29 protein-coding genes are annotated in these 25,775 nt (G+C 40.3%); 13 read left to right on the top strand and 16 right to left on the bottom strand.

The genetic code is table 11. The features are described 5' to 3' along the window. Nucleotides 1-24 precede the first annotated feature (24 nt). The 4 genes from GPS65_RS02020 to GPS65_RS02005 all read left to right on the top strand — a co-directional run bounded on the left by GPS65_RS02020 (nt 25) and on the right by GPS65_RS02005 (nt 3,221). Nucleotides 25-702, top strand: coding sequence for an amino acid ABC transporter permease (locus GPS65_RS02020; RefSeq protein ID WP_012011521.1), 678 nt, complete (start codon nt 25-27; stop codon nt 700-702). Between the two features lie 10 nt (nt 703-712). Continuing rightward, on the top strand, nt 713-1,453 hold the full coding sequence (locus GPS65_RS02015) for an amino acid ABC transporter ATP-binding protein (protein ID WP_041815999.1): 741 nt from the start codon (nt 713-715) through the stop codon (nt 1,451-1,453). Between the two features lie 193 nt (nt 1,454-1,646). Further along, on the top strand, nt 1,647-2,855 hold the full coding sequence (locus GPS65_RS02010) for an ammonium transporter (protein ID WP_012011524.1): 1,209 nt from the start codon (nt 1,647-1,649) through the stop codon (nt 2,853-2,855). Nucleotides 2,856-2,873: 18 nt separating this feature from the next. Then, complete coding sequence (locus tag GPS65_RS02005) at nt 2,874-3,221, top strand: P-II family nitrogen regulator (RefSeq protein WP_003214763.1); 348 nt, start codon at nt 2,874-2,876, stop codon at nt 3,219-3,221. A gap of 79 nt (nt 3,222-3,300) precedes the next feature. Here the strand turns inward: GPS65_RS02005 and GPS65_RS02000 are convergent, their stop codons facing one another. Then, nucleotides 3,301-4,185 (bottom strand): stage II sporulation protein SpoIIQ, encoded by an 885-nt coding sequence (locus GPS65_RS02000; RefSeq protein ID WP_119125487.1) that lies wholly within the window; start codon nt 4,183-4,185, stop codon nt 3,301-3,303. Nucleotides 4,186-4,300: 115 nt separating this feature from the next. Here GPS65_RS02000 and GPS65_RS01995 point away from each other — a divergent pair, with 115 nt between their 5' ends. Further along, complete coding sequence (locus GPS65_RS01995; RefSeq protein WP_041816002.1) at nt 4,301-4,810, top strand: GNAT family N-acetyltransferase; 510 nt, start codon at nt 4,301-4,303, stop codon at nt 4,808-4,810. Nucleotides 4,811-5,044: 234 nt separating this feature from the next. Here the strand turns inward: GPS65_RS01995 and GPS65_RS01990 are convergent, their stop codons facing one another. From GPS65_RS01990 to GPS65_RS01980, 3 genes are read right to left on the bottom strand one after another with little or no spacing between them, the layout of a single operon-like run. Continuing rightward, a complete protein-coding gene (locus tag GPS65_RS01990) occupies nt 5,045-5,575 on the bottom strand; it encodes a TlpA family protein disulfide reductase (RefSeq protein ID WP_012011527.1) in 531 nt (176 codons plus the stop codon). Continuing rightward, the gene (locus GPS65_RS01985) at nt 5,572-6,129 is read right to left on the bottom strand and encodes a MauE/DoxX family redox-associated membrane protein (RefSeq protein ID WP_012011528.1); all 558 of its coding nucleotides are present in this window, start codon (nt 6,127-6,129) and stop codon (nt 5,572-5,574) included. The genes GPS65_RS01990 and GPS65_RS01985 overlap by 4 nt, the downstream gene beginning before the upstream one ends. A 1-nt stretch (nt 6,130) precedes the next feature. Next, nucleotides 6,131-7,930, bottom strand: a complete 1,800-nt coding sequence (locus GPS65_RS01980; RefSeq protein WP_041816005.1) for an ABC transporter ATP-binding protein — start codon at nt 7,928-7,930, stop codon at nt 6,131-6,133. 98 nt (nt 7,931-8,028) lie between these two features. Here GPS65_RS01980 and GPS65_RS01975 point away from each other — a divergent pair, with 98 nt between their 5' ends. After that, a complete protein-coding gene (locus GPS65_RS01975) occupies nt 8,029-8,538 on the top strand; it encodes a thiol:disulfide interchange protein (protein ID WP_041816008.1) in 510 nt (169 codons plus the stop codon). A gap of 45 nt (nt 8,539-8,583) precedes the next feature. On the opposite strand, the gene GPS65_RS01970 is transcribed toward GPS65_RS01975, so the two are convergent. Then, nucleotides 8,584-8,988 carry a hypothetical protein gene (locus GPS65_RS01970; RefSeq protein WP_012011531.1) on the bottom strand — a complete coding sequence of 135 codons (405 nt, stop codon included), beginning with the start codon at nt 8,986-8,988 and terminating at the stop codon, nt 8,584-8,586. A 33-nt stretch (nt 8,989-9,021) separates the two neighbouring features. Next, complete coding sequence (locus tag GPS65_RS01965) at nt 9,022-9,216, bottom strand: hypothetical protein (RefSeq protein ID WP_003215165.1); 195 nt, start codon at nt 9,214-9,216, stop codon at nt 9,022-9,024. Nucleotides 9,217-9,515: 299 nt separating this feature from the next. Here GPS65_RS01965 and GPS65_RS01960 point away from each other — a divergent pair, with 299 nt between their 5' ends. From GPS65_RS01960 to rpsN, 4 genes are all read left to right on the top strand, one after another. Next, nucleotides 9,516-9,938, top strand: coding sequence for a DUF5362 family protein (locus GPS65_RS01960; protein ID WP_003215041.1), 423 nt, complete (start codon nt 9,516-9,518; stop codon nt 9,936-9,938). Between the two features lie 142 nt (nt 9,939-10,080). Then, nucleotides 10,081-10,230: a 50S ribosomal protein L33 gene (rpmG, locus tag GPS65_RS01955; protein WP_003214771.1), complete on the top strand. Its 150-nt coding sequence runs from the start codon at nt 10,081-10,083 to the stop codon at nt 10,228-10,230. A gap of 81 nt (nt 10,231-10,311) precedes the next feature. Then, entirely contained in the window at nt 10,312-11,508 is a 1,197-nt protein-coding gene (locus tag GPS65_RS01950) for a GTP-binding protein (protein ID WP_161985304.1), read from the top strand. Between the two features lie 16 nt (nt 11,509-11,524). Continuing rightward, entirely contained in the window at nt 11,525-11,794 is a 270-nt protein-coding gene (gene rpsN / locus GPS65_RS01945; RefSeq protein ID WP_012011533.1) for a 30S ribosomal protein S14, read from the top strand. A 253-nt stretch (nt 11,795-12,047) separates the two neighbouring features. Here rpsN and moaA read toward each other — a convergent pair whose 3' ends face one another. Both moaA and fdhD read right to left on the bottom strand, forming a co-directional pair. Continuing rightward, nucleotides 12,048-13,055 carry a GTP 3',8-cyclase MoaA gene (gene moaA / locus GPS65_RS01940; protein ID WP_012011535.1) on the bottom strand — a complete coding sequence of 336 codons (1,008 nt, stop codon included), beginning with the start codon at nt 13,053-13,055 and terminating at the stop codon, nt 12,048-12,050. A 10-nt stretch (nt 13,056-13,065) separates the two neighbouring features. After that, entirely contained in the window at nt 13,066-13,854 is a 789-nt protein-coding gene (gene fdhD, locus GPS65_RS01935; protein ID WP_119125490.1) for a formate dehydrogenase accessory sulfurtransferase FdhD, read from the bottom strand. Nucleotides 13,855-13,988: 134 nt separating this feature from the next. Between fdhD and GPS65_RS01930 the strand changes: the two genes are divergently transcribed. After that, the gene (locus GPS65_RS01930) at nt 13,989-15,254 is read left to right on the top strand and encodes an L-lactate MFS transporter (RefSeq protein WP_119125491.1); all 1,266 of its coding nucleotides are present in this window, start codon (nt 13,989-13,991) and stop codon (nt 15,252-15,254) included. Between the two features lie 82 nt (nt 15,255-15,336). Beyond that, the gene (locus tag GPS65_RS01925; protein ID WP_119125492.1) at nt 15,337-17,685 is read left to right on the top strand and encodes an FdhF/YdeP family oxidoreductase; all 2,349 of its coding nucleotides are present in this window, start codon (nt 15,337-15,339) and stop codon (nt 17,683-17,685) included. 52 nt (nt 17,686-17,737) lie between these two features. On the opposite strand, the gene GPS65_RS01920 is transcribed toward GPS65_RS01925, so the two are convergent. From GPS65_RS01920 to GPS65_RS01895, 6 genes are all read right to left on the bottom strand, one after another. Next, complete coding sequence (locus tag GPS65_RS01920; protein WP_119125493.1) at nt 17,738-18,415, bottom strand: VWA domain-containing protein; 678 nt, start codon at nt 18,413-18,415, stop codon at nt 17,738-17,740. An 82-nt stretch (nt 18,416-18,497) separates the two neighbouring features. Continuing rightward, nucleotides 18,498-19,196, bottom strand: coding sequence for a VWA domain-containing protein (locus GPS65_RS01915; protein WP_081112358.1), 699 nt, complete (start codon nt 19,194-19,196; stop codon nt 18,498-18,500). Nucleotides 19,197-19,521: 325 nt separating this feature from the next. Continuing rightward, entirely contained in the window at nt 19,522-20,547 is a 1,026-nt protein-coding gene (spoIID, locus tag GPS65_RS01910) for a stage II sporulation protein D (RefSeq protein ID WP_119125494.1), read from the bottom strand. A 255-nt stretch (nt 20,548-20,802) separates the two neighbouring features. Next, the gene (gene murA, locus GPS65_RS01905; RefSeq protein ID WP_012011542.1) at nt 20,803-22,110 is read right to left on the bottom strand and encodes a UDP-N-acetylglucosamine 1-carboxyvinyltransferase; all 1,308 of its coding nucleotides are present in this window, start codon (nt 22,108-22,110) and stop codon (nt 20,803-20,805) included. A 32-nt stretch (nt 22,111-22,142) separates the two neighbouring features. Next, nucleotides 22,143-22,877, bottom strand: a complete 735-nt coding sequence (locus tag GPS65_RS01900; protein ID WP_012011543.1) for a YwmB family TATA-box binding protein — start codon at nt 22,875-22,877, stop codon at nt 22,143-22,145. A 128-nt stretch (nt 22,878-23,005) separates the two neighbouring features. Further along, nucleotides 23,006-23,236 carry a DUF1146 family protein gene (locus tag GPS65_RS01895; protein WP_012011544.1) on the bottom strand — a complete coding sequence of 77 codons (231 nt, stop codon included), beginning with the start codon at nt 23,234-23,236 and terminating at the stop codon, nt 23,006-23,008. A gap of 137 nt (nt 23,237-23,373) precedes the next feature. Between GPS65_RS01895 and GPS65_RS01890 the strand changes: the two genes are divergently transcribed. After that, nucleotides 23,374-23,880, top strand: coding sequence for a hypothetical protein (locus tag GPS65_RS01890; protein ID WP_012011545.1), 507 nt, complete (start codon nt 23,374-23,376; stop codon nt 23,878-23,880). Nucleotides 23,881-23,921: 41 nt separating this feature from the next. On the opposite strand, the gene GPS65_RS01885 is transcribed toward GPS65_RS01890, so the two are convergent. Beyond that, entirely contained in the window at nt 23,922-24,317 is a 396-nt protein-coding gene (locus GPS65_RS01885; RefSeq protein ID WP_003214592.1) for a F0F1 ATP synthase subunit epsilon, read from the bottom strand. 24 nt (nt 24,318-24,341) lie between these two features. Further along, a complete protein-coding gene (atpD, locus tag GPS65_RS01880; RefSeq protein WP_012011546.1) occupies nt 24,342-25,763 on the bottom strand; it encodes a F0F1 ATP synthase subunit beta in 1,422 nt (473 codons plus the stop codon). Nucleotides 25,764-25,775: the final 12 nt, after the last annotated feature.

The raw sequence follows: 25,775 nt of genomic DNA, 5'->3' as shown, positions 1-25,775 counted from the left end.
CTTTTTTAGGCGCACTTTCTTCAAATGGAGATGATTGTTTTGCCTACCCTATCACATTTTTTTCAGACGCTGATTGATTCAAGAAGTATTTTTTTAGAAGGAATGCTGCTCACCCTACAACTCACTGTGATCAGCATCTTCATTGGCATGTTCATCGGGCTCTTCTTTGCTTTATTGAAAATATCACGCGTGGCTGTCTTCGGTTATATCGCCAACGCCTATATCTTCCTTGTACGCGGCACACCACTGATTGTCCAAATCTTCATCCTATATTTTGGACTGACAGAATTAAATATCCCCGACTTCTGGGCCGCTTCCATTGCGCTCGCCTTTCATAATGGAGCGTATATAGCAGAAATATTTAGAGGCGCCATCCAATCAATCGATCAGGGGCAAAAAGAGGCTGGACGCTCTCTTGGCATGGGACGTTTTCTAACAATGAGACGCATCATTCTCCCGCAAGCGATGCGGCGCGCCCTCCCCCCTCTTGGCAACCAGTTCATTATTGGCTTAAAAGATTCATCACTCGCCGCCTTTATTAGCGTCAATGAACTATTTAACGTCGCCACGACCCAAGGCTCAAACAGCTTTGACAATATGACCTATTTACTTGTTGTAGCCGTCTATTACTTAGTCCTTGTCCTGCTGTTAACATTTGCTGTCCAAACCTTTGAGAAAAAACTATCAGTCAGTGACCATTAGGAGGAGAAACATGACAGAATCAAAGGAACTCATTCGTGTTGAAAAACTCAATAAACACTTCGGAGAACTGCATGTTTTAAAGGATATTGATCTCACTGTTTACGAAAATGATGTGGTCGTCTTAATTGGTGCCAGTGGCTCTGGAAAAAGCACCTTGCTCCGCTGTATGAACTTTTTAGAAATCAAAAATGATGGGGAAATCATCATTGATGGCAGCCCAGTTCACCCAAAACGCGATCAATTAAACGAGATGCGGCAAAAAATAGGCATGGTGTTTCAACATTTCAACCTCTTTCCGCATAAAACTGTGCTTGAAAACATCATCGAGGCGCCTGTTATGGTGAAAAAAACAAAAAAGAATCAAGCTGTATCAGAAGCCAATGTCCTGTTAGAAAAGGTCGGACTTGCGGATAAAGCCAATGTATACCCTTCTAAACTATCAGGCGGTCAAAAGCAGCGTGTGGCTATTGCAAGAGCACTCGCCATGAAACCAGATGTCATGTTATTTGACGAACCTACGTCTGCCCTCGACCCAGAGCTTGTAGGCGAGGTACTGCAAACAATGAAAAGTCTCGCAAAAGAAGGCATGACGATGGTGATCGTCACACATGAAATGGGCTTTGCGAAAGAAGTTGCCGATCGTGTCGTCTATATGCACGAAGGTCGTATTGTTGAAGAAGGCACCCCATCAGAATTGTTCGATTCTCCTCGAGAGGAACGAACCAAGCTGTTTCTCAGCTCCATTTTATAGGTCAAACGCCCTTTATTTTTCATGCTCAATGTATGTTTTTTCTCATTTTTCACGAACTTTTCATCCATTTATATTGAATATAACCAAAAACCATGTAAGATTAACTTACATGAATATGTTATATATGACTTTTCTCTCTATAATGAAGAATTAAGAAATCAATTAATTCTGAATGATTCAGGGGGAATGCAGCATGCAAATGGGTGATACAGTATTTATGTTCTTCTGCGCACTACTCGTGTGGTTAATGACACCGGGTTTAGCCTTATTCTACGGAGGACTCGTGAGAAGTAAAAACGTCTTAAGTACAACCATGCACAGCTTAACTTCACTAGCGATCGTTTCTATCGTATGGATCTTGTTTGGCTATTCCTTAGCTTTCGCACCAGGCAATGCATGGATCGGAGGCTTAGACTGGGTTGGACTAAAAGGCGTTGGCTTTGAACCTGGTTCCTACAGTGAGACGATCCCACATTCATTGTTTATGATGTTCCAAATGACCTTTGCCGTCTTAACAACAGCCATCATTTCAGGTGCCTTTGCTGAACGAATTCGCTACTCAGCGGTCGTCGTGTTTACACTCCTTTGGGTCACATTTGTATACGCGCCAGTCGCACACTGGGTATGGGGAGGCGGTTGGATTGGCGAAATGGGTGCGCTCGACTTTGCTGGAGGAAACGTGGTTCACATTTCATCAGGTGTGGCAGGTCTAGTTGTAGCGATTGTGCTCGGGAAGCGTAAAGAAGCAGCAAGCTCTTCCCCTCACAATTTGATTTATACTCTTCTTGGCGGAGCTGTCATTTGGTTCGGATGGTTTGGCTTTAACGTTGGAAGTGCCCTTACCTTAGACAGTGTCGCCATGTATGCCTTTATTAACACCAATACTGCTGCGGCTGCGGGAATCATCGGCTGGCTGTTAGTCGAGTGGATGATCAACAAAAAACCGACCATGCTCGGCGCAATATCTGGAGGCATCGCAGGTCTTGTGGCAATTACACCTGCCGCAGGTTTTGTCACACCTTTTGCTTCTATTATTATCGGAATTATCGGCGGCATCGTATGTTTCTGGGGAGTTTTCTCGCTCAAAGCCAAATTTGGCTATGACGATGCACTAGATGCATTCGGACTTCACGGAATTGGCGGGACTTGGGGAGGTATTGCAACAGGGCTTTTCGCAACAACCTCTGTCAATGACGGCGGAGCCAATGGCTTATTTTATGGAGATCCTAGCTTACTTTGGAAGCAAGTCGTCGCTATTGTGGCCACCTATGCTTTTGTAGCTGTTGTGACATACGTGATCATCAAAGTGGTGAATCTCTTCTTTAAGATTCGCGCAACCGAAGAAGAAGAATCAGTGGGTCTTGATTTAACCATGCATGGGGAAAAAGCTTATCAAGATTAAAGAAAAAGGGGTGTCTCTATGAGCAAAATGTATAAAGTGGAGATTGTCACACGTCCAGCCAATTTCGAAACATTAAAGGTGGAGCTTGGAAAGATTGGTGTCACTTCCATTACCTTTTCGAATGTACACGGCTGCGGTTTACAAAAGGGACATACAGAGTTATATCGCGGCGTCAAAAAGGAAAGCAATGTGTACGAACGTTTAAAGATTGAAATCGTCCTCAGCGAAGTACCTGTCGAACAGGTCGTTGAAACAGCTCAAAAGGTACTTCGTACAGGCGAACCAGGGGATGGGAAAATTTTTATATATGAGATAGAAAATACAATCAACATTCGGACAGGTGAAGAAGGTCCTGCCGCCCTTTAAACCATCCTCCGCCGAGTGCGGGGGATTTTTTAAGACAGAAAAAAACCTCTGCATGATTCATATACAGAGGTTTCAAGACTTAAGATTGTTTTGTTTCTTCAGATTGACTACTGTCTTTAGAGGAATCAGAAGACTTTTCTTGATCAGAGGATTTCCCCTTCTCATCAGACTTTTCTCCAGCAGGCTCTTTGGCCTTATCTTCAGCAGCAGGTTCCTTCGTTTTTTCATCAGCTTTGGGCTGAGCAGGTTCTTTTGCTTCTTCCGTCACTTCTTGTGCGGCCTTTTCAATAGTTGAAACAGGCTTGTCAATAAAGCTAAGTGGATTAAGCGCTAAACCTTCCATACGAATTTCAAAATGCACATGGTTGCCGCTTTCAGCACCATAAAGATTTTTACCAGAAGCACCGATGACATCATTCTGCTTCACTTCATCGCCTTCTTTAACACTCACTTGTGACAACGATTGGTAAACAGTCGATAATCCATCTTCATGTTCAATTTCAACGACATGACCGAGAACTGGATCTTTTTTCGCTTGAACCACTGTTCCACTAAGAGCAGCTGTGACATCAAACACTTTGCCATCTTTGTCTGCAAGATCAATACCTTTGCTCAAGGTATAGGTGTTATTATAGTTTACAAGTGCTGCTTCTTTTTCTTTTTGATCAGCATCTGCTTCATAGAACTTTTTCACGACAGAAACATTATCAGAATTCTGGACTGGCATGGCAACATTTTCAATTGGCTTTCCAACTTCAACGGCATCATCACGCTGTTCTTGCCCTGTTTGATTTCCATCAGATAGTTGGTCTTTCACATCTTTTGATACAGCTTGATACCAAAGAACGGCTGTTAACACGACCGCTGCGCTGACCAAGTAAATTGCAGGGAATACCCAGCGCTTACGGAAAAATTGCTGAACTTTTGTGATTTTGGAAGTACGTTTCTTTTCTTCCTCTCTCATTTTTCATCACCTCAGCAACATTCTGAACACTTTTCAAAAAATATATACACACGAAATCATTTTTCTTTTTATTTTGCGCAATCGCATCAATAATATGTATGATGAATGAAAAAAGATGGAGGACTTTATTGTGAAAACTTTCAACCGTATAGCAACAGAAGATGACCTCAAAGCAATCGTTGATATTTACAATTCGACCATTGCTTCAAGAGAAGTAACCGCCGATACAGAACCAGTTTCAGTTGAAGACCGCCGGCAATGGTTTTTGAATCATTCAGAGAAAAGACCTCTCTATGTGAAAACGGATGAGGATGGTCATATTTATGGCTGGCTCAGCTTTGAAACCTTTTATGGAAGACCTGCCTACAACGGAACCGTTGAAATGAGTATTTACTTAAACCAAGACTACCGAGGAAAAGGATTAGGGTCACTTTTTTTACAAGAGGCCATTGAGTTGGCACCTTCACTAGGCATTCGAACGTTACTCGCCTTTATTTTCGGGCACAACGAAGCCAGCATTCGATTATTTAAAAAGCACGGCTTTGAGACATGGGGTCACCTGCCACGCATCGCAGAGATGGACGGCAGCAGATACGATTTAGACATTCTAGGAAAAGAATTATAAAACGAGCGTCTCTCCAACAAAAAGACGCTTCAGATTGTTGACAAAGGGCTAAAATGATCTTGATTTTAGCCCTTTGTCTCCTTTTCAGCGTGATAGAAAACCTTTGAATTCTAGGAAGGACGAGTACTGGCGCGGAGCGAATTTGACATTCGTGAGCACCAGCACGCAGGACTGACAACGAATGCGAGGGTTTGTCTACACGCTGGAGCGTCTCTCCAACAAAGAGACGCTTTTTTATGATGCGTGTAACAGCTGTTCAAACTGTTTCACATTTTGAACAGCTTTTCTTTGCAGGATGATACCATGTTCATCTATCAAAATCGCTTGCGGAACAACCGTTACCCCATACAGCTCCATGATTTGCGAAGAGCGCACATACACAGCATGATCTGGCAGCAATTGAAGGAGCAATCCATCATCTCCTTGTTCATCGCCATTGATGAAAATGAATTGAGTATCATCGTTAGAGATGTGCTGATGCATATCAGACAAAATGCTTTTGCATGTCATACAAGTGGTATTTACAAATAACAGCATCACGGCTCTTCCGTTCTGTAAATACTCCTTTAAAATGACCTTATTCCCTGAATGTGTATAGCTACGAAATAACGGCGCAGCATCACCAATATCCGCTTCCTTTAACTCAATCCCATCAAAGGATTTAATTTTACTCATAAATTTCCCGATAAAGCGAGCAAGCAAAAACACAACTGCCAGCTGAGCAATGACAATGAGTAACACAATAATTAGTAGAATATCAGTCATTTCACTTGGTCTCCTTCTATAAACGATTCAAATTGATTCACCCATTTTCTTTTGAACATCATGATTGTTTTCCCCACCGCTATAATCAAACAGACAGCCACTGCAATGAGAAAACAAATAATATGAAAAGTCCACGGAATTGTTTCTACATGGGGATGTACATAAAACAACCCAATCACAAGAGCCAGCATCAACACATTACGAATCACAATTCCCCAGTGAAGATGATCATTTTCAAGCAAACCTCCACAGCCGCATGAAATGTTACGATGTCCTCTCAATAAATTGAAGGTGACCGCTCCAGTATAAATACATAAAAGCGCGGTTAGACCAATCGCAGGTACAAGAGACATGTTCCACACGAACAATAAGCTCGTACAAGCTAATTCAACAGTCAAAAACAAATAAAACACGGGCGCCGTGAGCGTAGGTGGCAGCAATCGATATGCATTCATCTGCTGAATATGCGCCGTTTGTTTTCTCACTTTATCAATCCATGCACCTGCAAAGACGATTCCTAATAAATAGACACCTATAAAATAAAAGGCACTCACCTTACGCCATCTCCTTTTGTTGAAATAGTTGGGATTGTGCCTCGTAAAGCCTTTTGTACTCTCCATCTAGCACCATTAGCTCTTCATGGTTCCCCTCTTCAACGAAAGCACCATCTTTCATCACGATGATCCGGTCTGCTAAGCGGGCCGCCCCCATACGGTGTGTGATAAATAAGACCCCTTGATCCTGCGTATGATCAAAAAGCTTTCGAATGAGTGAAATCTCTGATAGTGGATCGAGAGCAGAGGTCGGTTCATCTAAAATAATAAAATCACTTTCTCTAAAAAAGGTCCTCGCCATCGCAAGCTTTTGCCATTGTCCGCCAGACAGTTCATGACCTTCTTCAAAAAAACGGCCAAGCTGCGCATCGTATCTTTCTTCCATTTGATGAATTCTTTTCTCTATGCCTGCTTGCCGGGCAGCTGTGCTTATGCGCTCTCCCTTATCTATTTCGTCAATACGGCCAAACCCAATGTTTTCTTTCACAGTGAATTCGTATTTCATAAAATCTTGAAAAAGGACAGCCATTCTCGCATGATATGATTTTTTATAAATGGTCGAAATCGATTCACCATTGACCTTTTGCATATTCGGCTTGTCTGGATCATATAAACCGGTCAAACATTTAATCAAGGTCGTCTTACCTGATCCGTTATCCCCGACCAATGCAATGCGTTCACCTTTATCGATATGAAAATGTATATGTTCAATAGCAGGCGTTTTCATATTCGGATAGGTAAAAGAGAGATTTTCAAGCGTAATGGACTGAATACATTCAATCCTCCGAAGCGATGCCCCTTCCTCTGTCTGCTCATCAATTTCTTCTTCTCTCTTTTGAAAAGATCTCATTTCATCAATATAGAGACTCGTTTCATATAAACTAGAACATTCCCTCGTTAAATCTTGAAAACCGCTTTGAATATTTTGCACAGCTTGGAGTACAGCGACAAACGTACCCGCAGCTAATTTCTTTTGAAAGATAAGAAAGACAATAAAAAGACCACAACACACATAGGCAAATGTCATAAGCAATCCGCCTGCCATCTCCCAGCGAACCTGACGTTTTAGTAATTTATATTTTTCATCTGCACTTTTTACATAATGACCTTTCCACTTTTGAAGAAGGTAATCTCCAATTCCATATAAACGGATTTCCTTCAATGAATCTCGCTGTGCAACAAGGTCGGATACATACATTTCTCTTCGATCATTGGCCGTTAACATCCGGTTTAATTGATACCGTGCGCCTCCAAAGAAAAGCTCAATCCATAAGACAGGCAGAGTACATAAGATCAGAATAACCGCCAAGCCCCAATGGATACCAATCATATAAATGAGAAGTGATACAACAGTAATCAATGCGCTCATGATTGTAAATATACTTCTAACCATACTCAGAACATGCTGATGACTGTTCATCACACGTTGACTTTCATTATAAAAAGACGGGTGTTCAAATGTAATATATGGAAGCCTGATCGCCTTTTGAAGTAATTCACCCTTCAAATGCAAACCAATCAAATTTGTCGCTTTCTGCTGACTAAGCTGAAGAATGAATTGAAGCCCATACCCTAAAACCACAATGACCATTTGCAATCCAAATAACCATAAAACCTTTTGGATGTCTCCAGAAGAAGTCATAAATAAAATAATTTCATTAATCAATGTTTGAATAATCCAGACACTAGCCAAAGGCATAAAGCCAACGATCACTTGGATGAATAGAGTTAACAGAAGATATGATCGACTTCTTTTCCAAGTATAAGAGATTGCATATAAACAATGGTTCACTGTACTCATCAAACGCTCCACCTTACACCATTTAGTATAATTGACATATTTTTGATATTTATATTATGATAGCTCTGCGTAACTTCACTCTGAGAGGACGATATACGATGACTTCAATCTTACTTTTACAGTTAACTCTTATTGTCTGCAGCCTTTTATTGACGATCGGAATCATGATCTATCTAAAACACGAGATGGACTTAATCATCTTACCAGTCCATCATGTTGGACAAAAACTTGTTCATCCGCTACTCGAAAAACCATCACCTATTCAAATGAATGATTTACTGCAAAACAATCACAAGCAACAGTTGCTTATATTCACTGACACAGCATGTCCGCATTGCATCCCATCGCTGGAACAATTCTTAGAAACGAAAAAGCAGCGTGAACTAGACATTCCTTTTAGTATTTTGCTAAAGAATGGGAAAGAAGAGGATCAAGAATTATATCGTGATAACCAAACCAACATGCGAATTATCTCAGTGGACGAACAAATGACTAACATATTCCAGATTGAAGAATTTCCATATTACATCATGGTAGAAGAAGATGAAACAATTTCATATGCAGCCCCTTTTCCAGATGGTCTTTATTCAAGGTTGTTTGAAAAATAAACATAAATGAGGCATGTGAAGATCAAAAAACACATGCCTCTTTTTTTATTGTTTTGGATCTACCTGAACATCCTGATCCTTTTCCCTTGCGGCAATTTCACCAGCTTCACTTGAAGCTGTGGCTTGTTCCTCAGCTTGTTCAAACTCACTGCGAGCCTCAGTTGAAATATCTACTTGGTCACCATGTTGATTCACAGTAACGGACGAAGAAGACAATTCTTTTTGAACCTCTTTCTCTAGTTCCTTTAATTTAGACACATGAAGCTCTAAATCTTTTCCTTGCTGAACTAGGGTCAGTTGTTGAAATAATGCCTTTCTCTCTTCTGGAGAATGGTCGCCTTGAACAATTTTCGCTGCTTGGTTTAAAAAAGAATTGGATGGTTGACTCGCTTGACGACTGTTTGACGTCTGCATAGCATTTGTTAAGAATGAGATTGAAGATATGCTCATGCGTTCACATCCTATTAAATAAAATCCTTGAATTTAGCAGCCACATCTAATGCGTTCTTGGCTAGTACAAATCTCACCTGTATCACGATCCACGTAGTAACGGAAAGTTCCAACACCTTGAAGGAAACAAGTTGGTGCTGACTTGCATGAAGTGACTAATTTTTGCAAAATACATCTTGAAGCTGCAGGTTGAACATTGGTCATTTTGTTTAAAAAACGATCTAACATATGAATTCCACCTTCCAATTTTTATGGTAATACAACACAATAATAACCAATTACAAGACAACTAACAACATATTTTGATAATTTTACTAATTATTTTTAACTACTAATCTTATTTTTGACATAAATTGTCGTTAAATTTCATGGTAAATGTTACTTTTTTCTTATTCGAAGATAATTTATTTATCCATTAATAGTAAAGTATAGATAGAAATTTTTAAAAATTGTTCTACATTCACTCTTCCTAAAGTACTACCTGCTCAAGTATGATAAAGAGTGAATACATAAAGGAGTGAACATCATTGCAACAAACTGAGAAAATCATTCAATCTCTTCATTCGATCACAAAGTGGGGAAAAGTTGGTAGTATATTTCTCTATATTTCAGGCGGCCTAGCTATTCTTATTGGCTTTTGGCTTGTTCTTCCTGCTGCACTTGGCGTCTTCCTCATTATGATGGGAATCCATGTACAAAAATCTGTAAACGCAGCTGAACAATTAATTCAAGCTCCTGATACTTCTTACGAAGAGTTATTGGAACAATATGCTAAGATGATGAAAATGCAGACGCTGTTTGCCATATCAAGTATTGTCGCAGCCATTCTCTCATTCATCGCCATTATCCTGATGCTGATATTAGGCGGTCTAGCATTTCTTCAAGAAATTCCTAGTGACATTCAGCAATATGAAGGTGAATACGAAGAAGAGCTTGGTGACTTTTATTAATCGAGAGGGGTATCAATGAACATTCGATACCCCTGTTGTTTGATCATTTTGCATGATCACCCTACAAAGCTTGACATTCTTTCGTGATCATTTTAAAATACAAATCGTAACCATTACGAATTAAAGGAGGGCCCTATTACTGATGCGTGTGAAAATTACCTTAGCCTGTACGGAAACTGGTGACAGAAACTATATCACAACAAAGAATAAAAGAACGAATCCGGATCGACTGGAGTTAAAAAAATATTCTCCTCGGTTAAAGAAATATACCCTTCATAGAGAAACAAAATAATTTTTTAGACTACAAATCGTAATCATTACTTTTTAAGAGAGGCGGAAATGAACATGATCGTTGGCAAAGGGACAGAAGGAAATGAATAAGCGAATACCCATTACAGTATTAAGCGGTTTTTTAGGAGCTGGAAAAACAACCATATTAAATCATGTACTACAAAATCGTAAAGGGTTAAAAGTAGCTGTAATTGTTAATGACATGAGCGAAATTAATATTGATGCAGAACTAGTCAAACAAGGCGGTGAGCTCTCTCGATCAGATGAGAAGCTAGTTGAATTATCTAATGGTTGTATTTGCTGCACATTAAGAGAAGATTTGTTAATTGAAGTAGAGCGCCTATGTAAGACTGGTCTTATTGATTATATTGTCATTGAGTCTACAGGTATTAGTGAACCAATTCCAGTCGCGCAAACTTTCTCTTATATTGATGAAGAAATGGGCATCGATTTAACACGCTTTTGCCGGCTAGACACGATGGTCACTGTTGTAGATGCGAATCGTTTCTGGACCGACTTCCAGTCAGGAGAAAGTCTATTAGACCGTAAACAAGCCGTTTCAGATGATGACGAACGCGAAATTTCCGATTTACTGATTGATCAAATTGAATTTTGTGACGTACTGATTATCAATAAATGTGATCTAGTATCAAACTCAGAATTAGACCGACTTGAGCATGTGCTGACAACACTTCAACCAGAAGCATCTATCATCAGAACCTCAAAAGGGCAAGTAAAGCCAAGTGACATTTTAAATACTGGTTTATTCGACTTTGAAAAGTCCAGTGCTTCTGCTGGCTGGATTAAAGAAATCAACGCTGGGCATTCTCAGCATACGCCGGAAACAGAAGAATACAACATCTCATCCTTTGTTTATGAGAGAAGACTTCCTTTCCATACTAGCAGGTTAAATCATTGGTTAGATCAGATGCCAGAGCAAATCGTTCGCGCTAAAGGATTTACATGGCTTGCCACACATCATGATTTAACCATTTTAATTTCACAGGCTGGAAAATCTGTTCAGATTGAACCAATTGCCTACTGGATTGCTGCCGTGCCTGAGCAAGAAAAAGCACAGATATTAAAGCAAGAACCAGAGCTTCTTGATGAGTGGGACGCAGAATTTGGTGACAGGCATACAAAACTTGTGTTTATTGGCGTAGATTTACCTAAAGCAGATATCATTCGAACACTTGATCAATGCTTACTCACACCTGAGGAATTTGATCAAAATTGGACTACGTTTGAAGACCCCTTTCAATGGAAAATCCAACATTAAGCCAGGAGGGTTTTAAGTGGCAAAGAAATCTAAAATTGCTAAAGAAAAAAAGCGGCAGCAGCTTGTATTGAAATATGCTGAATTAAGAAAAGAGTTAAAAGAACAAGGTGACTATGAAGCTTTACGGAAATTACCTAGAGACTCTTCCCCTACCCGCTTAAAAAACCGCTGTGAATTAACCGGTCGCCCTAGAGGTTACTTACGAAAATTTAAAATGTCTAGAATTGCTTTTCGTGAGCTTGCCTATAAGGGCCACATTCCAGGAGTGAAAAAATCGAGTTGGTAAAGATTGAGTTGATCTTATCACAGCTCCTATAAAAGTAAAGCAGTAAAAAATGTTGAAAAAACGATTTTCTAGGCCTATTTCAACATTTTTGAGCCACAAAATAACATTTTAAAAACCAGCAGAATCTCTGCTGGTTTTTGATCATGATAGGATTCTAAGATGAATAGACCTATTTCTATAAAAGGATTTTCAATCATGATTATGACATTTTCTCTACTTTTCAAAAAATCATGATCATGATACTTTGTTGTCACTACCCACCGATGTATGACATTTCAACTTTTTTCTGATCTTTCTTTTGCTCTCTCTCGGCTGAATATTGATCATCTCTATTCGACCATAGTTCCTTCAATATGTTCTTTATTTCTTCATTATCTTTTGTCGAACGAATCACCCGCTTCAGGTCAAAACCCGATGATGCAAAAAGACATGTAAACAATTCACCGCGAGCAGAAAGCCTCGCTCTATTACATGTTCCACAAAAAGCATCTGAAACAGAAGAAATAATGCCTATCTCTCCTGAACCATCCTGGTAAAAGAATCGGTTGGCTACTTCTCCTGGGTACTGAGGAGGTTCTGGTTTGATGGGAAATGTTGAGTCAATTAGACCAATGATTTCTTTTTTTGTCATGACATGCTCTAGATTCCATTTGTTCGTATTTCCGACATCCATAAACTCAATAAATCTGAGAACATGTCCTGCTTTTTTAAAGTAAGCTGCCATTGGCAAAACATCCTGATCATTCACACCTTTTTGAACAACCATATTGATCTTAATAGCAAGTCCTGCTTTTTTTGCAGCCTCAATCCCATCAAACACTTTTTGGATAGAAATATTCCTTCCGTTCATTTGCTTAAAACGGTCAGGATTTAATGAATCCAAACTAATGGTGACTCTTTGAAGACCTGCTTTCTTTAACTTATCAGCATATACAGGTAAAAGTGTTCCATTTGTTGTCATAGCAATGTCTTCGATTCCTGGAATGTTTGAGAGCTTTTCTATTAAGATAGGCAAATCTTTTCGCAATAAGGGTTCGCCACCTGTGATGCGTATTTTTACCACACCTAGGTCCTTTGCAAAAAGGGTAGCAAGCTGTTCAATTTCTTCGAAACTAAGCAGCTCTTCTTTATTCAAAAAAGGATAATCTGGTCCAAAAATTTCAGCAGGCATACAGTACGTACATCTGAAGTTACAGCGATCTGTTACTGATATTCTTAAATCGCGCAATGGTCGATGTCTCTTATCCAATATACTGTCCATACTTTGCCTCCTATTCTGTTATACGCTGATGGTGAGTGTAGATATTAAAAGATTCTCCTCTGACAAATCCAACTGTTGTGATATTTAATTCTTCTGCCATATTAAGCGCAAGCTCAGTAGGTGCTGATTTTGAGATGACGATCGACACTCCTAGTTTTGCTGCCTTCAACAGAACTTCTGATGATATCCGGCCGCTAAACACAAGAATTTTATCTCTAAGCGGAATTTGATGAAGTAAACAGTATCCATAGATTTTATCTAATGCATTATGTCTTCCTATATCAGTTCTAGTGATGAATAGCTTTTCTGTATCACACAGTCCAGCATTATGCACGCCACCAGTATGTTGAAACAATTGACTTTCTTCTTGTAAAGATTTCATTAGACGCATACAAGTATCAGCAGAAATGTTAATTCGATCAATGGCTGTTTTTGCTGTTTTCACATCTTGGAGAAAATAAAAATGCCTCCCTTTCCCACAGCAAGAACCAATCACCCGCTTAGTAAAATCTGATGACTGAAATCCGCTTGAGTGAACTAAATCAACATAGGCAAAGCCCATACTTTCATCTATTGTAAACCTTTTAATCTCATTTTCAAATCGAATGACGCCTTCTGAAGCTAAAAAACCGATCACCAATTCTTTTAAATGATCTGGGGAACAAACAAGTGTTACAAATTCCTCTCCATTCACGATCACAGTTAAAGGAAATTCTTCTACAACTTCATCTGTTTTGCAAGTAAATTGACCTTCACGGTATTGGTGAATAACTCGTTTCTTTTTAACAGAAGGATTCATAGTATGATCTTCCTTTCAGCACAAATTTAGTTATATGAACCAATCAAATTGTGATATTATTTTAAAAAGTCATAAAAATGTAACATATTTCTATCTTATCAAACTTTTTGATTGCTTTATATGGGGGGAACAAAATGAACAAATCGAAAAATCGCTGGCTCATTGCAACAAGTGCTGTGGGAATTCATTTATCTATTGGGTCTGTTTACGCTTGGAGTGTTTTTACGAATCCTTTACATCAAGCTTTTCAGTGGTCATTGACAGAAATAAGCCTGACTTTCAGTATTGCTATTTTATTTTTAGGATTATCTGCAGCTTTCATGGGGCATTTCGTTGAAAGGTATGGTCCAAGGGCATCAGGACTCTTCTCAGCCGTTTTCTTTGGTATTGGAATGACAGGGTCAGGATTCGCTGTCCACATGTCCTCACTCCCTCTCCTCTATTTATTCTATGGTGTACTCGCAGGAATAGGATTAGGGGTAGGTTACATTGCACCTGTATCAACTTTAGTGAAATGGTTCCCGGACCGAAGAGGGCTTGCAACTGGCTTAGCTATTATGGGTTTTGGGTTTGCGTCTCTTATTTGCAGCCCAATTATCCAATATCTCATTGAAAAAGTAGATATCGCAACTACCTTTTACATTCTTGGAATTTCCTATTTTATGATCATGGTGATTTCATCTCTTTATTTATCACCACCAACACCTGATGACGTCAAACAATTTGAGGTGTTAAAAACAAATCAAAGAAAAATCCCTCAGGATTTATCACAGCTTACAGCAAATGAAGCGATCAAAACACGACGTTTTTATTATTTGTGGCTCATGCTCTTTATTAATATCACATGCGGGATTGCCATTATTTCAGTAGCATCGCCTCTTGCTCAAGAAAGTGTTGGTTTCACTGCAGGTGCTGCAGCTACCCTTGTTGGCATTTTAGGTGCTTTTAATGGTTTAGGACGGATTGGTTGGGCCTCTTTCTCAGATTATATCGGAAGGCCGAATACGTATACAATCTTCTTTAGTATTCAGCTCATTGCCTTTCCTTTACTCCCTTATTTAAAGGAACCGCTCGTCTTTTCAATCGTGATGGCGATTATTTATACGTGCTATGGAGGAGGGTTTGCCTCAATCCCAGCTTATATTGGTGATTTATTTGGCACGAAACAACTTGGTGCCATACACGGCTATATTCTGACAGCCTGGGCAGCTGCTGGTTTAGCAGGACCTTTATTTTCATCCTTTATCCGGGATATAACAGGTAACTACACGCAAAGTCTGATGGTGTTCTCTGGCTTATTTTTCATCGCTTTTATCATATCTCTTCTCATACGGAAGGATATTCAGCAGCTTAGAGAAACAAACCTTACTACTATTTCTTCTGTCTCATCCCGGCCTTAATTTGAATTTGACAGAATCACAATCTAAAGGTAATTTTTAGATATGAAAACGCTTTATAAAGTAATAGGAGGGTGATGATATCATGGGGAAAACAAAACATAAGGGGCCTATAAAACTTAATAAAAAACCCTCACCAAAGCTATGGGCCTCTTTTGCGCCTATGGGACTTGGAAAAGTAAAGCCGAAGCACATTCGAGATACGATGAAAGTGGCGTGGGAGAACAAGGATAATCTCCCCTATGCATATCGTATTTTAACGCAAGGCGTGTGTGACGGCTGTGCCCTTGGTGTTTCAGGGTTATATGACCAAACGCTCACAGGACCTCATATATGCACCACAAGGCTAAATGTACTTCGTCTTAATACAATGCCAGCTATTGATCCAAAATGGTTTGAAGACATTCAACAGCTCAAACAAATGGACAGCACTACTCTTCGCAAACTTGGCCGTATCCCTTATCCACTCATTCGAAAAAAAGGTGACAATGCCTTTACGCGTATTTCTTGGGATGATGCATTAGATCAAATCGCAGCTAAAATCAAATCAATTGATAAACGACAGCTCGCTTTCTATTTAACAGCTAGAGGGATTACAAATGAAGTCTATTATTCCGCGGCAAAGGCAGCTCGCTTTATCGGGACAAATCATATTGATAATGCGTCGCGCATTTGTCATTCACCGAGCAAAACCGCTCTTAAGCGATCCCTTGGGATAGGAGCCTCCAGCTGTAATTACAACGACTGGATCGGAACAGATGTCTTAATTTTTTGGGGATCTGTCGCAGCAAACAATCAGCCCGTTTCCACTAAATATATGTATGCGGCGAAAAAGAAAGGAACCAAAATTATTGTCATCAATCCGTACAAGGAGCCTGCCATGGAAAAGTACTGGGTTCCCTCTATTCCAGAAAGTGCTCTATTCGGCACAAAAATTGCGGATGATTTCTATCAAGTCAATATAGGCGGCGATATTGCGTTTATGAATGGTGTCATCAAACATTGGTTTGACATGGAGCAACACGCGCCCCATTCCGCACTTGACCATGAGTTTATTCAAGCCCATACTACCGGCATACAGGATTTAAAGCAGCATGTCGCACAGTTGGAATGGGAAGACCTTGAAGCGTCTTCAGGCTTATCAAAAGAAAGAATGAAGGAATTTGCTATCCTTCTTGCCAATGCCAATTCAGGCGTTTTCATTTGGAGCATGGGTCTTACCCAGCACCGCTTTGCAACAGATAATATATCACAGGTCGCCAACCTTGCTATGTTACGTGGATTTATTGGCAGGAAACATTGTGGTGTCATGCCAATTCGCGGCCATAGCGGTGTTCAAGGTTCTGGTGAAATGGGTGCTGACCCGTTTGTTTTGCCGGGCAGTGATTTTGATGAAGAGAATATTGAAAGAATCGAAAAGATTTGGGGGTTTGACATTCCGAAATGGCATGGTGACACTATTGGGCAATCATTTGAAAAAATGGCGCTCCCAAAAGAGCATCCACAAAAACTCAAAATGCTGTTTACGAGCGGCGGGAACTTTTTAGAAACGATGCCAAATCCAGATGCGATCGAAAAAGCTTTATCTGAGCTTGAACTCCGTGTCCATCAAGATATCATTTTGAATACTTCTACAATTGTAGAGGCAGAAGAGACAGTAATTGTTCTCCCTGCTATGACAAGATATGAGCAGCCAGGCGGCGGTACTTCCACTAGTACGGAACGCATGGTATATTTCAGTCCAGAAATTGAAGGACCTCGGATTGAGGAGGCCAGAGCAGAATGGGATATTTATATTGATCTTGCAAAAAGAGTACGGCCTGAAGATGCTGAGCTGATTCATTTCGAAACGGCTGAAGACATTCGCCGTGAGATAGCGATCGCAAATCGAAACTATGATGGCATCCAGCATTTACGTCATAAAGGAGACGTTTTTCAATGGGGAGGTGCCTGGCTATGTGAAGACGGAGAATGTCCAACACCGGACGGCAAAGGACATCTTCTTCCTGCCCAGCTGCCTCAATACCGAAAAACCGAGGGACATTTTAATATCACGACAAGAAGAGGAAAGCAATTCAATTCCATGATCTATAGCGAAAAGGATGCCTTTAATGGTGGGAAGCGTCATTCTATCTTGATGAATGAAGATGATGCTAAAGAGCTTTATGTCAAAGAAGGTGATCCAGTTGTTTTGTTTAATCAATATGGATCCTACCAAGGAGTCGCTCAATTTGGGGATTTGAAACGTGGCAATATCGCTGTGTATTGGCCAGAAGGGAACGTTTTAATTCCAAAGGGTGTGTATGAGAGCTACTCACAGATTCCCGAATATAATACGGCGGCCATATTAGAAAAAGCCGAAACCTTTCATGCAAGAAAAGACCAGCACTACGTGGAGAAACGAATTGATGAATTAGAAACCACCTTGAATTGATCTTCAACAAAAAAACAGCTGGGGAAAACAATCCCCAGCTCCCTTTCATATTCTACTGACCAAAAGCGCTCGCTTCATTTTGTAGAATGTGATTCAATTCTTCGGCATTAGCAGCCGGTTGATATTGTCCACCGCCCGCTTTTGCAACAGACTTTAAACTTTTTGCTTCTTTTTCATTCACATCAAAGCCGATGATATTAACAATGGTGTCAATTCCGTCTTCATGTAATTCCTTGGCTGCTTGTGAAGGGCTTCCTCCACAAGTTTCTTTACCATCACTGACGACATAGACAATATTTTTCCCTTCAGCTTGGTGATCTTCAAAATCTTGCTTCGTATCTGTTAATGCTTTTGCAAGTGGTGTCCAGCCGGTTGGCTTATACACATTCAGTGCTTGCTGAAATGTTAATGATTCATATGATCCAAATCCATAAACAGCTTCAGAGCTTCCACAAGAAATTGCTTTTCCAGCATTTTTATTGGTTCCTTCATGACCAAACACACGAAGAAGGACTTGTGTATCATCTGATAAAATACTAGCGAAGCTTTGAATAGAACGTTTGGCGATATCGATTTTCTTTTCGCCTTCAACTGATTGCGCCATGCTACCGCTTAAATCGAGTAATATCACCACATGAGCTGGCTCCTGTTTTTTTGTCACAGCATGAGCTGGTGAAGAAAGAAGCAGGACAAGACTAGCCAAAATAGTTAATACAATATTGCGTTTCATTTATAAAAACCTCCCTTTTTACATTTGTACAGAAAAAGAGAAACGAAAGCATGTATCAATCGTTTCCCTTTTGTTCAGCAAGTTATTCGTGTAGTTTTAATGATTCTGCTGACAGGATAGAACCCATTTCTTTACCAGTGCTTGCTTGGTAGTAATGGCCTTTACCAGCTTTAGCTACTTGCTTTAATTGACCTTCATAGCCATCATTAAAGTCTAATCCAATGACATTCACAACAGTCGACCCTTTAGAGTTATGCAATTCTTTTGCTACTTTTACTGGATCTCCGCCACAAGTTTCTTCGCCATCAGTGATGAGGTACACAATATGTTTTGTACCATTATTAAGCTGTTCATCCGTTTGCTTTGCATGTTCAAGAGCACGAGCAATCGGTGTCCAGCCATTTGGCCCAAGTCCGTTTAAAGAGTTTTCAAAGCTTTCTTTTTCGTAAGGCTGTACGCCATAAACGCCTCTAATGACTTCACATGATTGAGCTTTACCTGAATTTTTGTTGTTTCCTTCAGAGCCAAACAAGCTCATACGAATTTTAGCGTCTTTTGGAAGTGACTGAGCAAATTTAAATACCTCTTGTTTAGCGAGGTCAAATTTGCGTTCTCCCTCTACTTTTCTTGCCATGCTTCCACTTGCATCAAGTAAGATGGTGACTCTTACATCTTTGTTATGTTTTTTGACTGTAGATGCTTTTGCAAATACTGGTGAAGAGATTGACATAGATAATGTCAATACAGCTAAGGTTACGAGTGTAAATACTTTTTTCAACATCATTTTTTCCTTCCTCCCTATGTATTAAATTGAAACATCTTAATCGTAAAATATTCCGTCTTGGAATGGTATAGGACTCGGTCCCTTTTTCTCTTTCATCAAAATCACTAAAAATCTGTCATTTGTCTAGATATATTCACCTAACACATCACTTCTTCTCTTGTTTTCTCCTTCTTTTGAGGGGCTTTGTATCGGCCATCGGTTCTTGTCGGGACGTAAATGTTTAAGATTTCCTGAGGTGCGTCTTAAGTCGCAAATTGACACATTCTGTTCAAACCTCTTGAAACACACAAAAAAGATGCCCCCATTTTGAGGCACCTTTGCTTTATTTTTTCGCCATATACGTGTTAAGAAAACGATCAGCTGATTCAATTTGAATCCCTTTATAATAATGTTTCACGATAGCATCCACTTTTTTGCCTGACTGTGCCATATAATGCGCACCATACTGACTCATTCCAACACCATGGCCATACCCTTTTGTCGTAATGATAATTTGCTGGCCCTGTCGTTCCCATGTAAAGTCTGCTGAATGAAGCCCTAATGACTCACGAATGTCTCTGCCTGTCAGTGTTTTACCGTTTATGACGACTTTAGCTACTTGATTTCCTGGTGTCCGTTCTACTATCTGTCCTACCTGAGCCTGTTGAGTAAGCGTCACACCTAATTTTTGCTGAAATTCACTAACTGGGATGGTTTTCTTGTTTTGAAATTTTGGCGATTTTTCGTCCCATTTACTTGAGACACTTTTCAAATATGGGATTTCATTTTTCCAATAAGCTTCGGCATTTTCCGTTTTACCGTTACTTGTTGAAAAGAATGAGGCATCAATTGGTTTTTCGTCATAAGTGAGCACTTTTCCTTGTGTGCTAGCGACAGCTTCTGTAACTTTTTTCAATTTCCAATTGTATGCTTTTCCCCAAATTTTCTTGAGTTCCTGCTTGTTTTTATACACTTGGAACATTTGGGTATCATCTACAAGAGAGCCCTTTGGTGATTTGACGGTCTTATCGATGATCATTTGTCTGACGATATACGTTCTTGCAGCGAGAGCTTGTGCCTTGAGTGCTTCCATCTCAAAATCAGCTGGCATTTCAGACGCTACGACACCGATCACATACTCTTCTAAGGGAATGTTTTCTACCTGCTGGTGAGCTGAACGATAGACGGGGATAGCAACGGGTGATTGCTTCAATTTGACTGTACCCTTCACTTCTTTTTTAGCTGATGGCTCCGCTGATACATGCTGACTTGCCTCTGGTTTCCCTTGAAACGTCGGCAACACAAGTAAAGTTGGAATCATTAAAATAATGATGCATATTCCTGCGATTGTCCATATCATTGGTTTCATATTTGGCTGCCCCCATTTGTCATTGAATCTCTTTTATCCTATGGGGAAGGACAAGCTAATATGACAGCTTCTTTCATTCATTGGACAAGTCTGTTGATGAAGATAAGGGGCTGTATATCAAGTGATTTTACTGTTCGTCTTTATGAATAAAATTTAAGATGGTTGGATACACTAATGATAAGCTTTAAACATAAAGCATTCTATGATTCTAAAAAAAAATCAGCATGCCCTATGGACACACTGATTTCTTTATCATTACGCATTCAGATCTGATACAACTTGTTCTTGTGTCACATCTGCTGTTTCATCGTTTACTCTTTCAATATCGGCACCGATTGCTGCAAGCTTCTGGTGGAAGTTCACATAACCACGATCGATATGCTTCAACTCAGTGACACGTGTATGACCTTCTGCTACTAATCCAGCAAGTACAAGTGCTGCTCCTGCTCTTAAATCAGTCGCTGCCACTTCAGCACCTTGAAGTTGAACCGGCCCGTTGATAATGACAGAGCGCCCCTCAATTTTAATATCGCCATTCATACGGCGGAATTCTTCTGCATGCATAAAGCGGTTTTCAAATACCGTTTCTGTAATCATGCTTGTTCCGTTCGCACGAAGCAATAGCGCCATCATCTGAGATTGCATATCCGTTGGGAAACCAGGATGTGGCATTGTTTTTAGATCGATTGGCTTAAGCTGAGATGGTCCAATGACTCTTAAACCTTCTTCTTCTTCAATGATCTGAATACCCATTTCTTCCATTTTTGCTACAAGTGATGTCATGTGCTCAGGCACTGCGCCTTTCACAAGAACATTTCCTTCTGTAATGGCTGCTGCCACCATGAAAGTACCTGCTTCAATTCTGTCAGGAATGATGTTGTGTTTTGCACCGTGAAGTGTTTCCACACCTTCAATTTTGATTGTACCAGTACCAGCTCCGCGAACCTTACCGCCCATGGCATTGATGTAGTTTGCCAAATCAACAATTTCAGGTTCTTTTGCTACGTTTTCTAAAATTGTTGTGCCTTCAGCTAATGCTGCTGCCATAATGATGTTTTCGGTTGCGCCGACACTTGGGAAATCCAAATAGATTTTCGCACCTTGTAAACGGCCTTTGACTTCAGCCTCGATGAAACCATTTCCTACTTGAATTTTAGCTCCCATTGCTTCAAAGCCTTTTAAATGCTGGTCAATTGGTCTTGAACCAATCGCACAGCCTCCAGGTAATGCAACTCTTGCATGACCTGTTCTTGCTAAAAGTGGTCCCATGACGAGCACTGACGCTCGCATTTTACGGACATACTCAAACGGAGCCTCAGTTTCTAGTGCATGAGATGCATCCACTGATACTTCGTTATTTTCAAAATGTACTTCTGCTCCTAAATGACGTAACACTTCATTGATTGTATATACATCGGAGAGCGTAGGTACATCACAAATTACGCTTTTTTCTGTACTTGCTAACAAAGATGCAGCGATAACTGGTAAAACGGCATTTTTTGCTCCTTCTACTTTAACTGTGCCGTTTAACTTTTGACCGCCGCGGACGATGATTTTTTCCAAGGTCTTCCCCTCCGCGTCCCAAATTCTCTATATTAATATTCAGTCGTTACGATTGGTGTGCCAACCGTAATCGTATGATTTTCGTTCATTTCCGAACTTCTGATGGCAATTTGAACATTCATTTTATCATTTGAAGTCATAATGAACTGTTCCCACTTATCTGTGTAAGCGGAAAGCGACACAAAATTAGACTCAACGAGATACTCAACTGGTTTTGCTTGAAATTCATTTGCTAACATTTCAGCTTTTTTTTGCAAAACAACATCCATCATACCATTTACATGACCATCGAGACAAGTAAAAATTACAAATTTCTCTTGTAATATGCTTTTTGCATGACGTACGAACTGATCATATGTATGCTCCCAGGTATTCAGTGGGCGAGCACCTTTTTGCTCATATAATAAATACGACTTTTGATTGGATTTTGTGTCGGTCTTCACGAGTAAAATTTTCGATATTGTATCATTTTTTTCATCTTTGTAAATTCCTGTGACTTTGGTGACATGTTCTTCTTCTTTTTCGGTCCACTCATACTGTCGTAGTTCGTCTTTGAAACGTTTCACTTTTTTTGAAAATTGTTCGGATGACATGTTTACATTTGTTTTAGCGTGAAGAGTCCATCCATCTACTTCAATTTGCTGGTTATTCAGACCTTCTGCTATTTGGGCGAGCGGAGAAGATTCTTCCGCACGAACACCTTGAATCATCAGAACAAAAAAAAGAATAAATGCAAATAATGGCCAACCTTTTATATACTTTCTCACTTGTCATTCCCCCTTGCTACAAGTGTTGCCGCAAGGAGGTCTATGCATACGTGGAAAAGTCATCAAAGGCCATACTTTTGACACTTCTTTTTACGTTCCCGCATAAGGCAGTGACCAAACCTTTTATGTTAGAACATATAAGGTATTTGTCTGGAGAAATTTAAGTAATCAAGGAAGAAATTGCTGACTGCAGATGCAATAGCAATGGTAATGAGCATCATCAGCAATCTTGCCTGAACGATTTTCCCTTTTTTAATCAGTGGGTCAATATTTATAGCAAGCAATGCCCACCATGTAATTGCAATAAAAAACAGGTGGATCACAATACTCACGATTGCTTGTTGTCCTACGTCTTCCATACAGTTGAATCCTCCTTTTATTTATTTCTGTAAAGGAAAACTCCCTTTCATTATATCCTCGAAAATCGGAAAGATGAATCATTTGGAAAAAAGAGCTACATTTAGAGTGAATCCCCTCTTATCCTGGTGCCAAGGAGATGATATACTGCGTGTGGAAGGAGCTGAACACATTGAAAGATTCTTTTCCTGACTTTGTTGATTTGTACGGAGAACTGGTTCCCTCATTTGATCATGAATGGGAGGCCATTGCTTTCTACTTTGATTATAGACAGACACAGCTAGAAGAATTAGCGCAATTGTGTCATTTTCATAACATTTCTTTGGATTACTCTGAGGAGAGCCTGTATCAGTTAGAATCACTTTACTTTGATGCATTTACCAAGCAGCTGTTTGCCGAGTGGAAAATGCCAATAGATGCATTAGAAGCGATGTTGAGTGTGTATATGGGAGAGGTTGTCCTTCGTCATCATTCAGATGCTGACTGGGTGGTACGGCCTTATATGGACTCTCCACATCAATATACGCTGGGGTTGCGCCGTCACAATAAAACGTGGCATAGTACGCAGTTTTGCGAGCACTTATATCTTGAAAAACAGGATTCTCATCCATATGTGTCGATGTACCAATCGCTCATGTCACTTTAAAAAAATCCTTCTTATCATTGTGATAAGAAGGATTTTCTGTTTTATTTCCCTGCTACATTTAAACGGTTTAACGCCCGTTTTAATGCGAGTTCCGCCCGGCGTACATCACTTTCATTCGGGTGGTTCAAATGCTCTTCAGCACGCTGTTTCGCTGATTTCGCACGATCGACATCAACTTTATCTGATGTTTCAGCGGCCTGAGCAAGAATGGTTACTTGTTCAGGGCGAACTTCAACAAATCCGCCACTTACTGCAACCAATTCAGTTGATCCACTATGTTTTAAGCGAACTGCACCGATTTTTAGCGGAGCAACCATTGGAACGTGGCCAGCTAAAATACCAAGCTCACCGCTTTCTGCTCTGACACTGACCATTTCCACATCCGCTTGATACACTGGGCCGTCGGGAGTAACGATATTGACTTGAACGGTCTTCATGCTTTTACCCTCCTAAGGACCAGATTAGGCCTCTACACCCATCTCTTTGGCTTTTTCAACCACTTCTTCAATGCGTCCAACTAAGCGGAATGCATCTTCTGGAAGGTGATCGTATTTACCAGATAAGATTTCCTTGAAGCCTTTAACAGTTTCTTTCAATGGCACGTAAGAACCTTTTTGGCCAGTGAACTGCTCTGCTACGTGGAAGTTTTGAGATAGGAAGAATTGAACACGACGCGCTCTGTGTACCACAAGCTTATCGTCCTCTGATAATTCATCCATACCTAAAATGGCAATGATATCTTGTAATTCTTTATAACGCTGCAATGTTTGCTGCACTTCACGCGCAATGGCATAGTGCTCTTCGCCAACGATCTCAGGTGCAAGTGCACGAGATGTTGAAGCAAGAGGATCAACCGCTGGGTAGATACCCATTTCAGTCAGCTTACGCTCAAGGTTTGTCGTTGCATCAAGGTGAGCGAACGTTGTTGCTGGAGCTGGATCCGTGTAGTCATCCGCAGGTACATAGATCGCTTGAATCGATGTAACCGATCCTACGTTTGTAGACGTGATACGCTCTTGCAGCTGACCCATTTCTGTTGCAAGTGTCGGCTGATAACCTACCGCTGAAGGCATACGTCCTAGAAGGGCTGATACTTCAGAACCTGCTTGTGTAAAGCGATAGATGTTATCGATGAAGAACAATACGTCTTGACCTAGTTCATCACGGAAATGCTCTGCCATTGTCAAACCAGTTAGGGCAACACGCATACGTGCACCTGGTGGCTCGTTCATTTGTCCGAAGACCATGGCTGTTTTTTCGATAACGCCAGAATCTTTCATTTCGTAGTAAAGGTCGTTTCCTTCACGTGTACGCTCTCCCACACCAGCGAATACAGAAATACCGCCGTGTTCTTGTGCGATGTTGTTGATTAATTCTTGAATCAGAACGGTTTTACCTACACCAGCTCCACCGAATAGACCGATTTTTCCGCCCTTGATGTAAGGAGCAAGAAGGTCAACAACTTTAATACCCGTTTCAAGAATTTCAACTTCTGTAGAAAGTTGATCAAATGAAGGCGCTTGTCTGTGGATTGGATCTCTTTGAGCTTCCACACCAAGTGGCTCATCTAAATCAATGTTATCTCCCAGTACGTTGAATACACGTCCAAGTGTTACGTTACCAACTGGTACTGAAATTGGTTTTCCAAGGTCTACAGCTTCCATACCACGCTTCACACCATCTGTTGAAGCCATTGCGATGGTTCTCACTGTATCGTCACCTAAATGTAGTGCTACTTCTAAAGTTAAGTCGATATCAACTTCGCTTTCACTCTCCGCTTTATGCGAAACTCTGATCGCATTATAAATCTCAGGCAAGTGACCATCTTCAAAACGAACGTCTACGACTGGTCCCATGATCTGACTGATGCGTCCTGTTTTCATTGCATTCCCTCC

This window comes from Bacillus pumilus, assembly GCF_009937765.1.
Lineage (GTDB): Bacteria > Bacillota > Bacilli > Bacillales > Bacillaceae > Bacillus > Bacillus pumilus_O.
This window is presented reverse-complemented; position numbering and strand designations above follow the sequence as displayed.

Bases quoted from the DNA above. Each gene is read 5' to 3' on its own strand.
- GPS65_RS02020 (WP_012011521.1), top strand. From the start codon at position 25: ATGGAGATGATTGTTTTGCCTACCCTATCACATTTTTTTCAGACGCTG.
- GPS65_RS02015 (WP_041815999.1), top strand. From the start codon at position 713: ATGACAGAATCAAAGGAACTCATTCGTGTTGAAAAACTCAATAAACAC.
- GPS65_RS02010 (WP_012011524.1), top strand. From the start codon at position 1,647: ATGCAAATGGGTGATACAGTATTTATGTTCTTCTGCGCACTACTCGTG.
- GPS65_RS02005 (WP_003214763.1), top strand. From the start codon at position 2,874: ATGAGCAAAATGTATAAAGTGGAGATTGTCACACGTCCAGCCAATTTC.
- GPS65_RS02000 (WP_119125487.1), bottom strand. From the start codon at position 4,185: ATGAGAGAGGAAGAAAAGAAACGTACTTCCAAAATCACAAAAGTTCAG.
- GPS65_RS01995 (WP_041816002.1), top strand. From the start codon at position 4,301: ATGGAGGACTTTATTGTGAAAACTTTCAACCGTATAGCAACAGAAGAT.
- GPS65_RS01990 (WP_012011527.1), bottom strand. From the start codon at position 5,575: ATGACTGATATTCTACTAATTATTGTGTTACTCATTGTCATTGCTCAG.
- GPS65_RS01980 (WP_041816005.1), bottom strand. From the start codon at position 7,930: ATGAGTACAGTGAACCATTGTTTATATGCAATCTCTTATACTTGGAAA.
- GPS65_RS01975 (WP_041816008.1), top strand. From the start codon at position 8,029: ATGACTTCAATCTTACTTTTACAGTTAACTCTTATTGTCTGCAGCCTT.
- GPS65_RS01970 (WP_012011531.1), bottom strand. From the start codon at position 8,988: ATGAGCATATCTTCAATCTCATTCTTAACAAATGCTATGCAGACGTCA.
- GPS65_RS01965 (WP_003215165.1), bottom strand. From the start codon at position 9,216: ATGTTAGATCGTTTTTTAAACAAAATGACCAATGTTCAACCTGCAGCT.
- rpmG (WP_003214771.1), top strand. From the start codon at position 10,081: ATGCGTGTGAAAATTACCTTAGCCTGTACGGAAACTGGTGACAGAAAC.
- GPS65_RS01950 (WP_161985304.1), top strand. From the start codon at position 10,312: ATGAATAAGCGAATACCCATTACAGTATTAAGCGGTTTTTTAGGAGCT.
- moaA (WP_012011535.1), bottom strand. From the start codon at position 13,055: ATGGACAGTATATTGGATAAGAGACATCGACCATTGCGCGATTTAAGA.
- fdhD (WP_119125490.1), bottom strand. From the start codon at position 13,854: ATGAATCCTTCTGTTAAAAAGAAACGAGTTATTCACCAATACCGTGAA.
- GPS65_RS01930 (WP_119125491.1), top strand. From the start codon at position 13,989: ATGAACAAATCGAAAAATCGCTGGCTCATTGCAACAAGTGCTGTGGGA.
- GPS65_RS01925 (WP_119125492.1), top strand. From the start codon at position 15,337: ATGGGGAAAACAAAACATAAGGGGCCTATAAAACTTAATAAAAAACCC.
- GPS65_RS01920 (WP_119125493.1), bottom strand. From the start codon at position 18,415: ATGAAACGCAATATTGTATTAACTATTTTGGCTAGTCTTGTCCTGCTT.
- GPS65_RS01915 (WP_081112358.1), bottom strand. From the start codon at position 19,196: ATGTTGAAAAAAGTATTTACACTCGTAACCTTAGCTGTATTGACATTA.
- spoIID (WP_119125494.1), bottom strand. From the start codon at position 20,547: ATGAAACCAATGATATGGACAATCGCAGGAATATGCATCATTATTTTA.
- GPS65_RS01895 (WP_012011544.1), bottom strand. From the start codon at position 23,236: ATGGAAGACGTAGGACAACAAGCAATCGTGAGTATTGTGATCCACCTG.
- GPS65_RS01890 (WP_012011545.1), top strand. From the start codon at position 23,374: ATGATATACTGCGTGTGGAAGGAGCTGAACACATTGAAAGATTCTTTT.
- GPS65_RS01885 (WP_003214592.1), bottom strand. From the start codon at position 24,317: ATGAAGACCGTTCAAGTCAATATCGTTACTCCCGACGGCCCAGTGTAT.
- atpD (WP_012011546.1), bottom strand. From the start codon at position 25,763: ATGAAAACAGGACGCATCAGTCAGATCATGGGACCAGTCGTAGACGTT.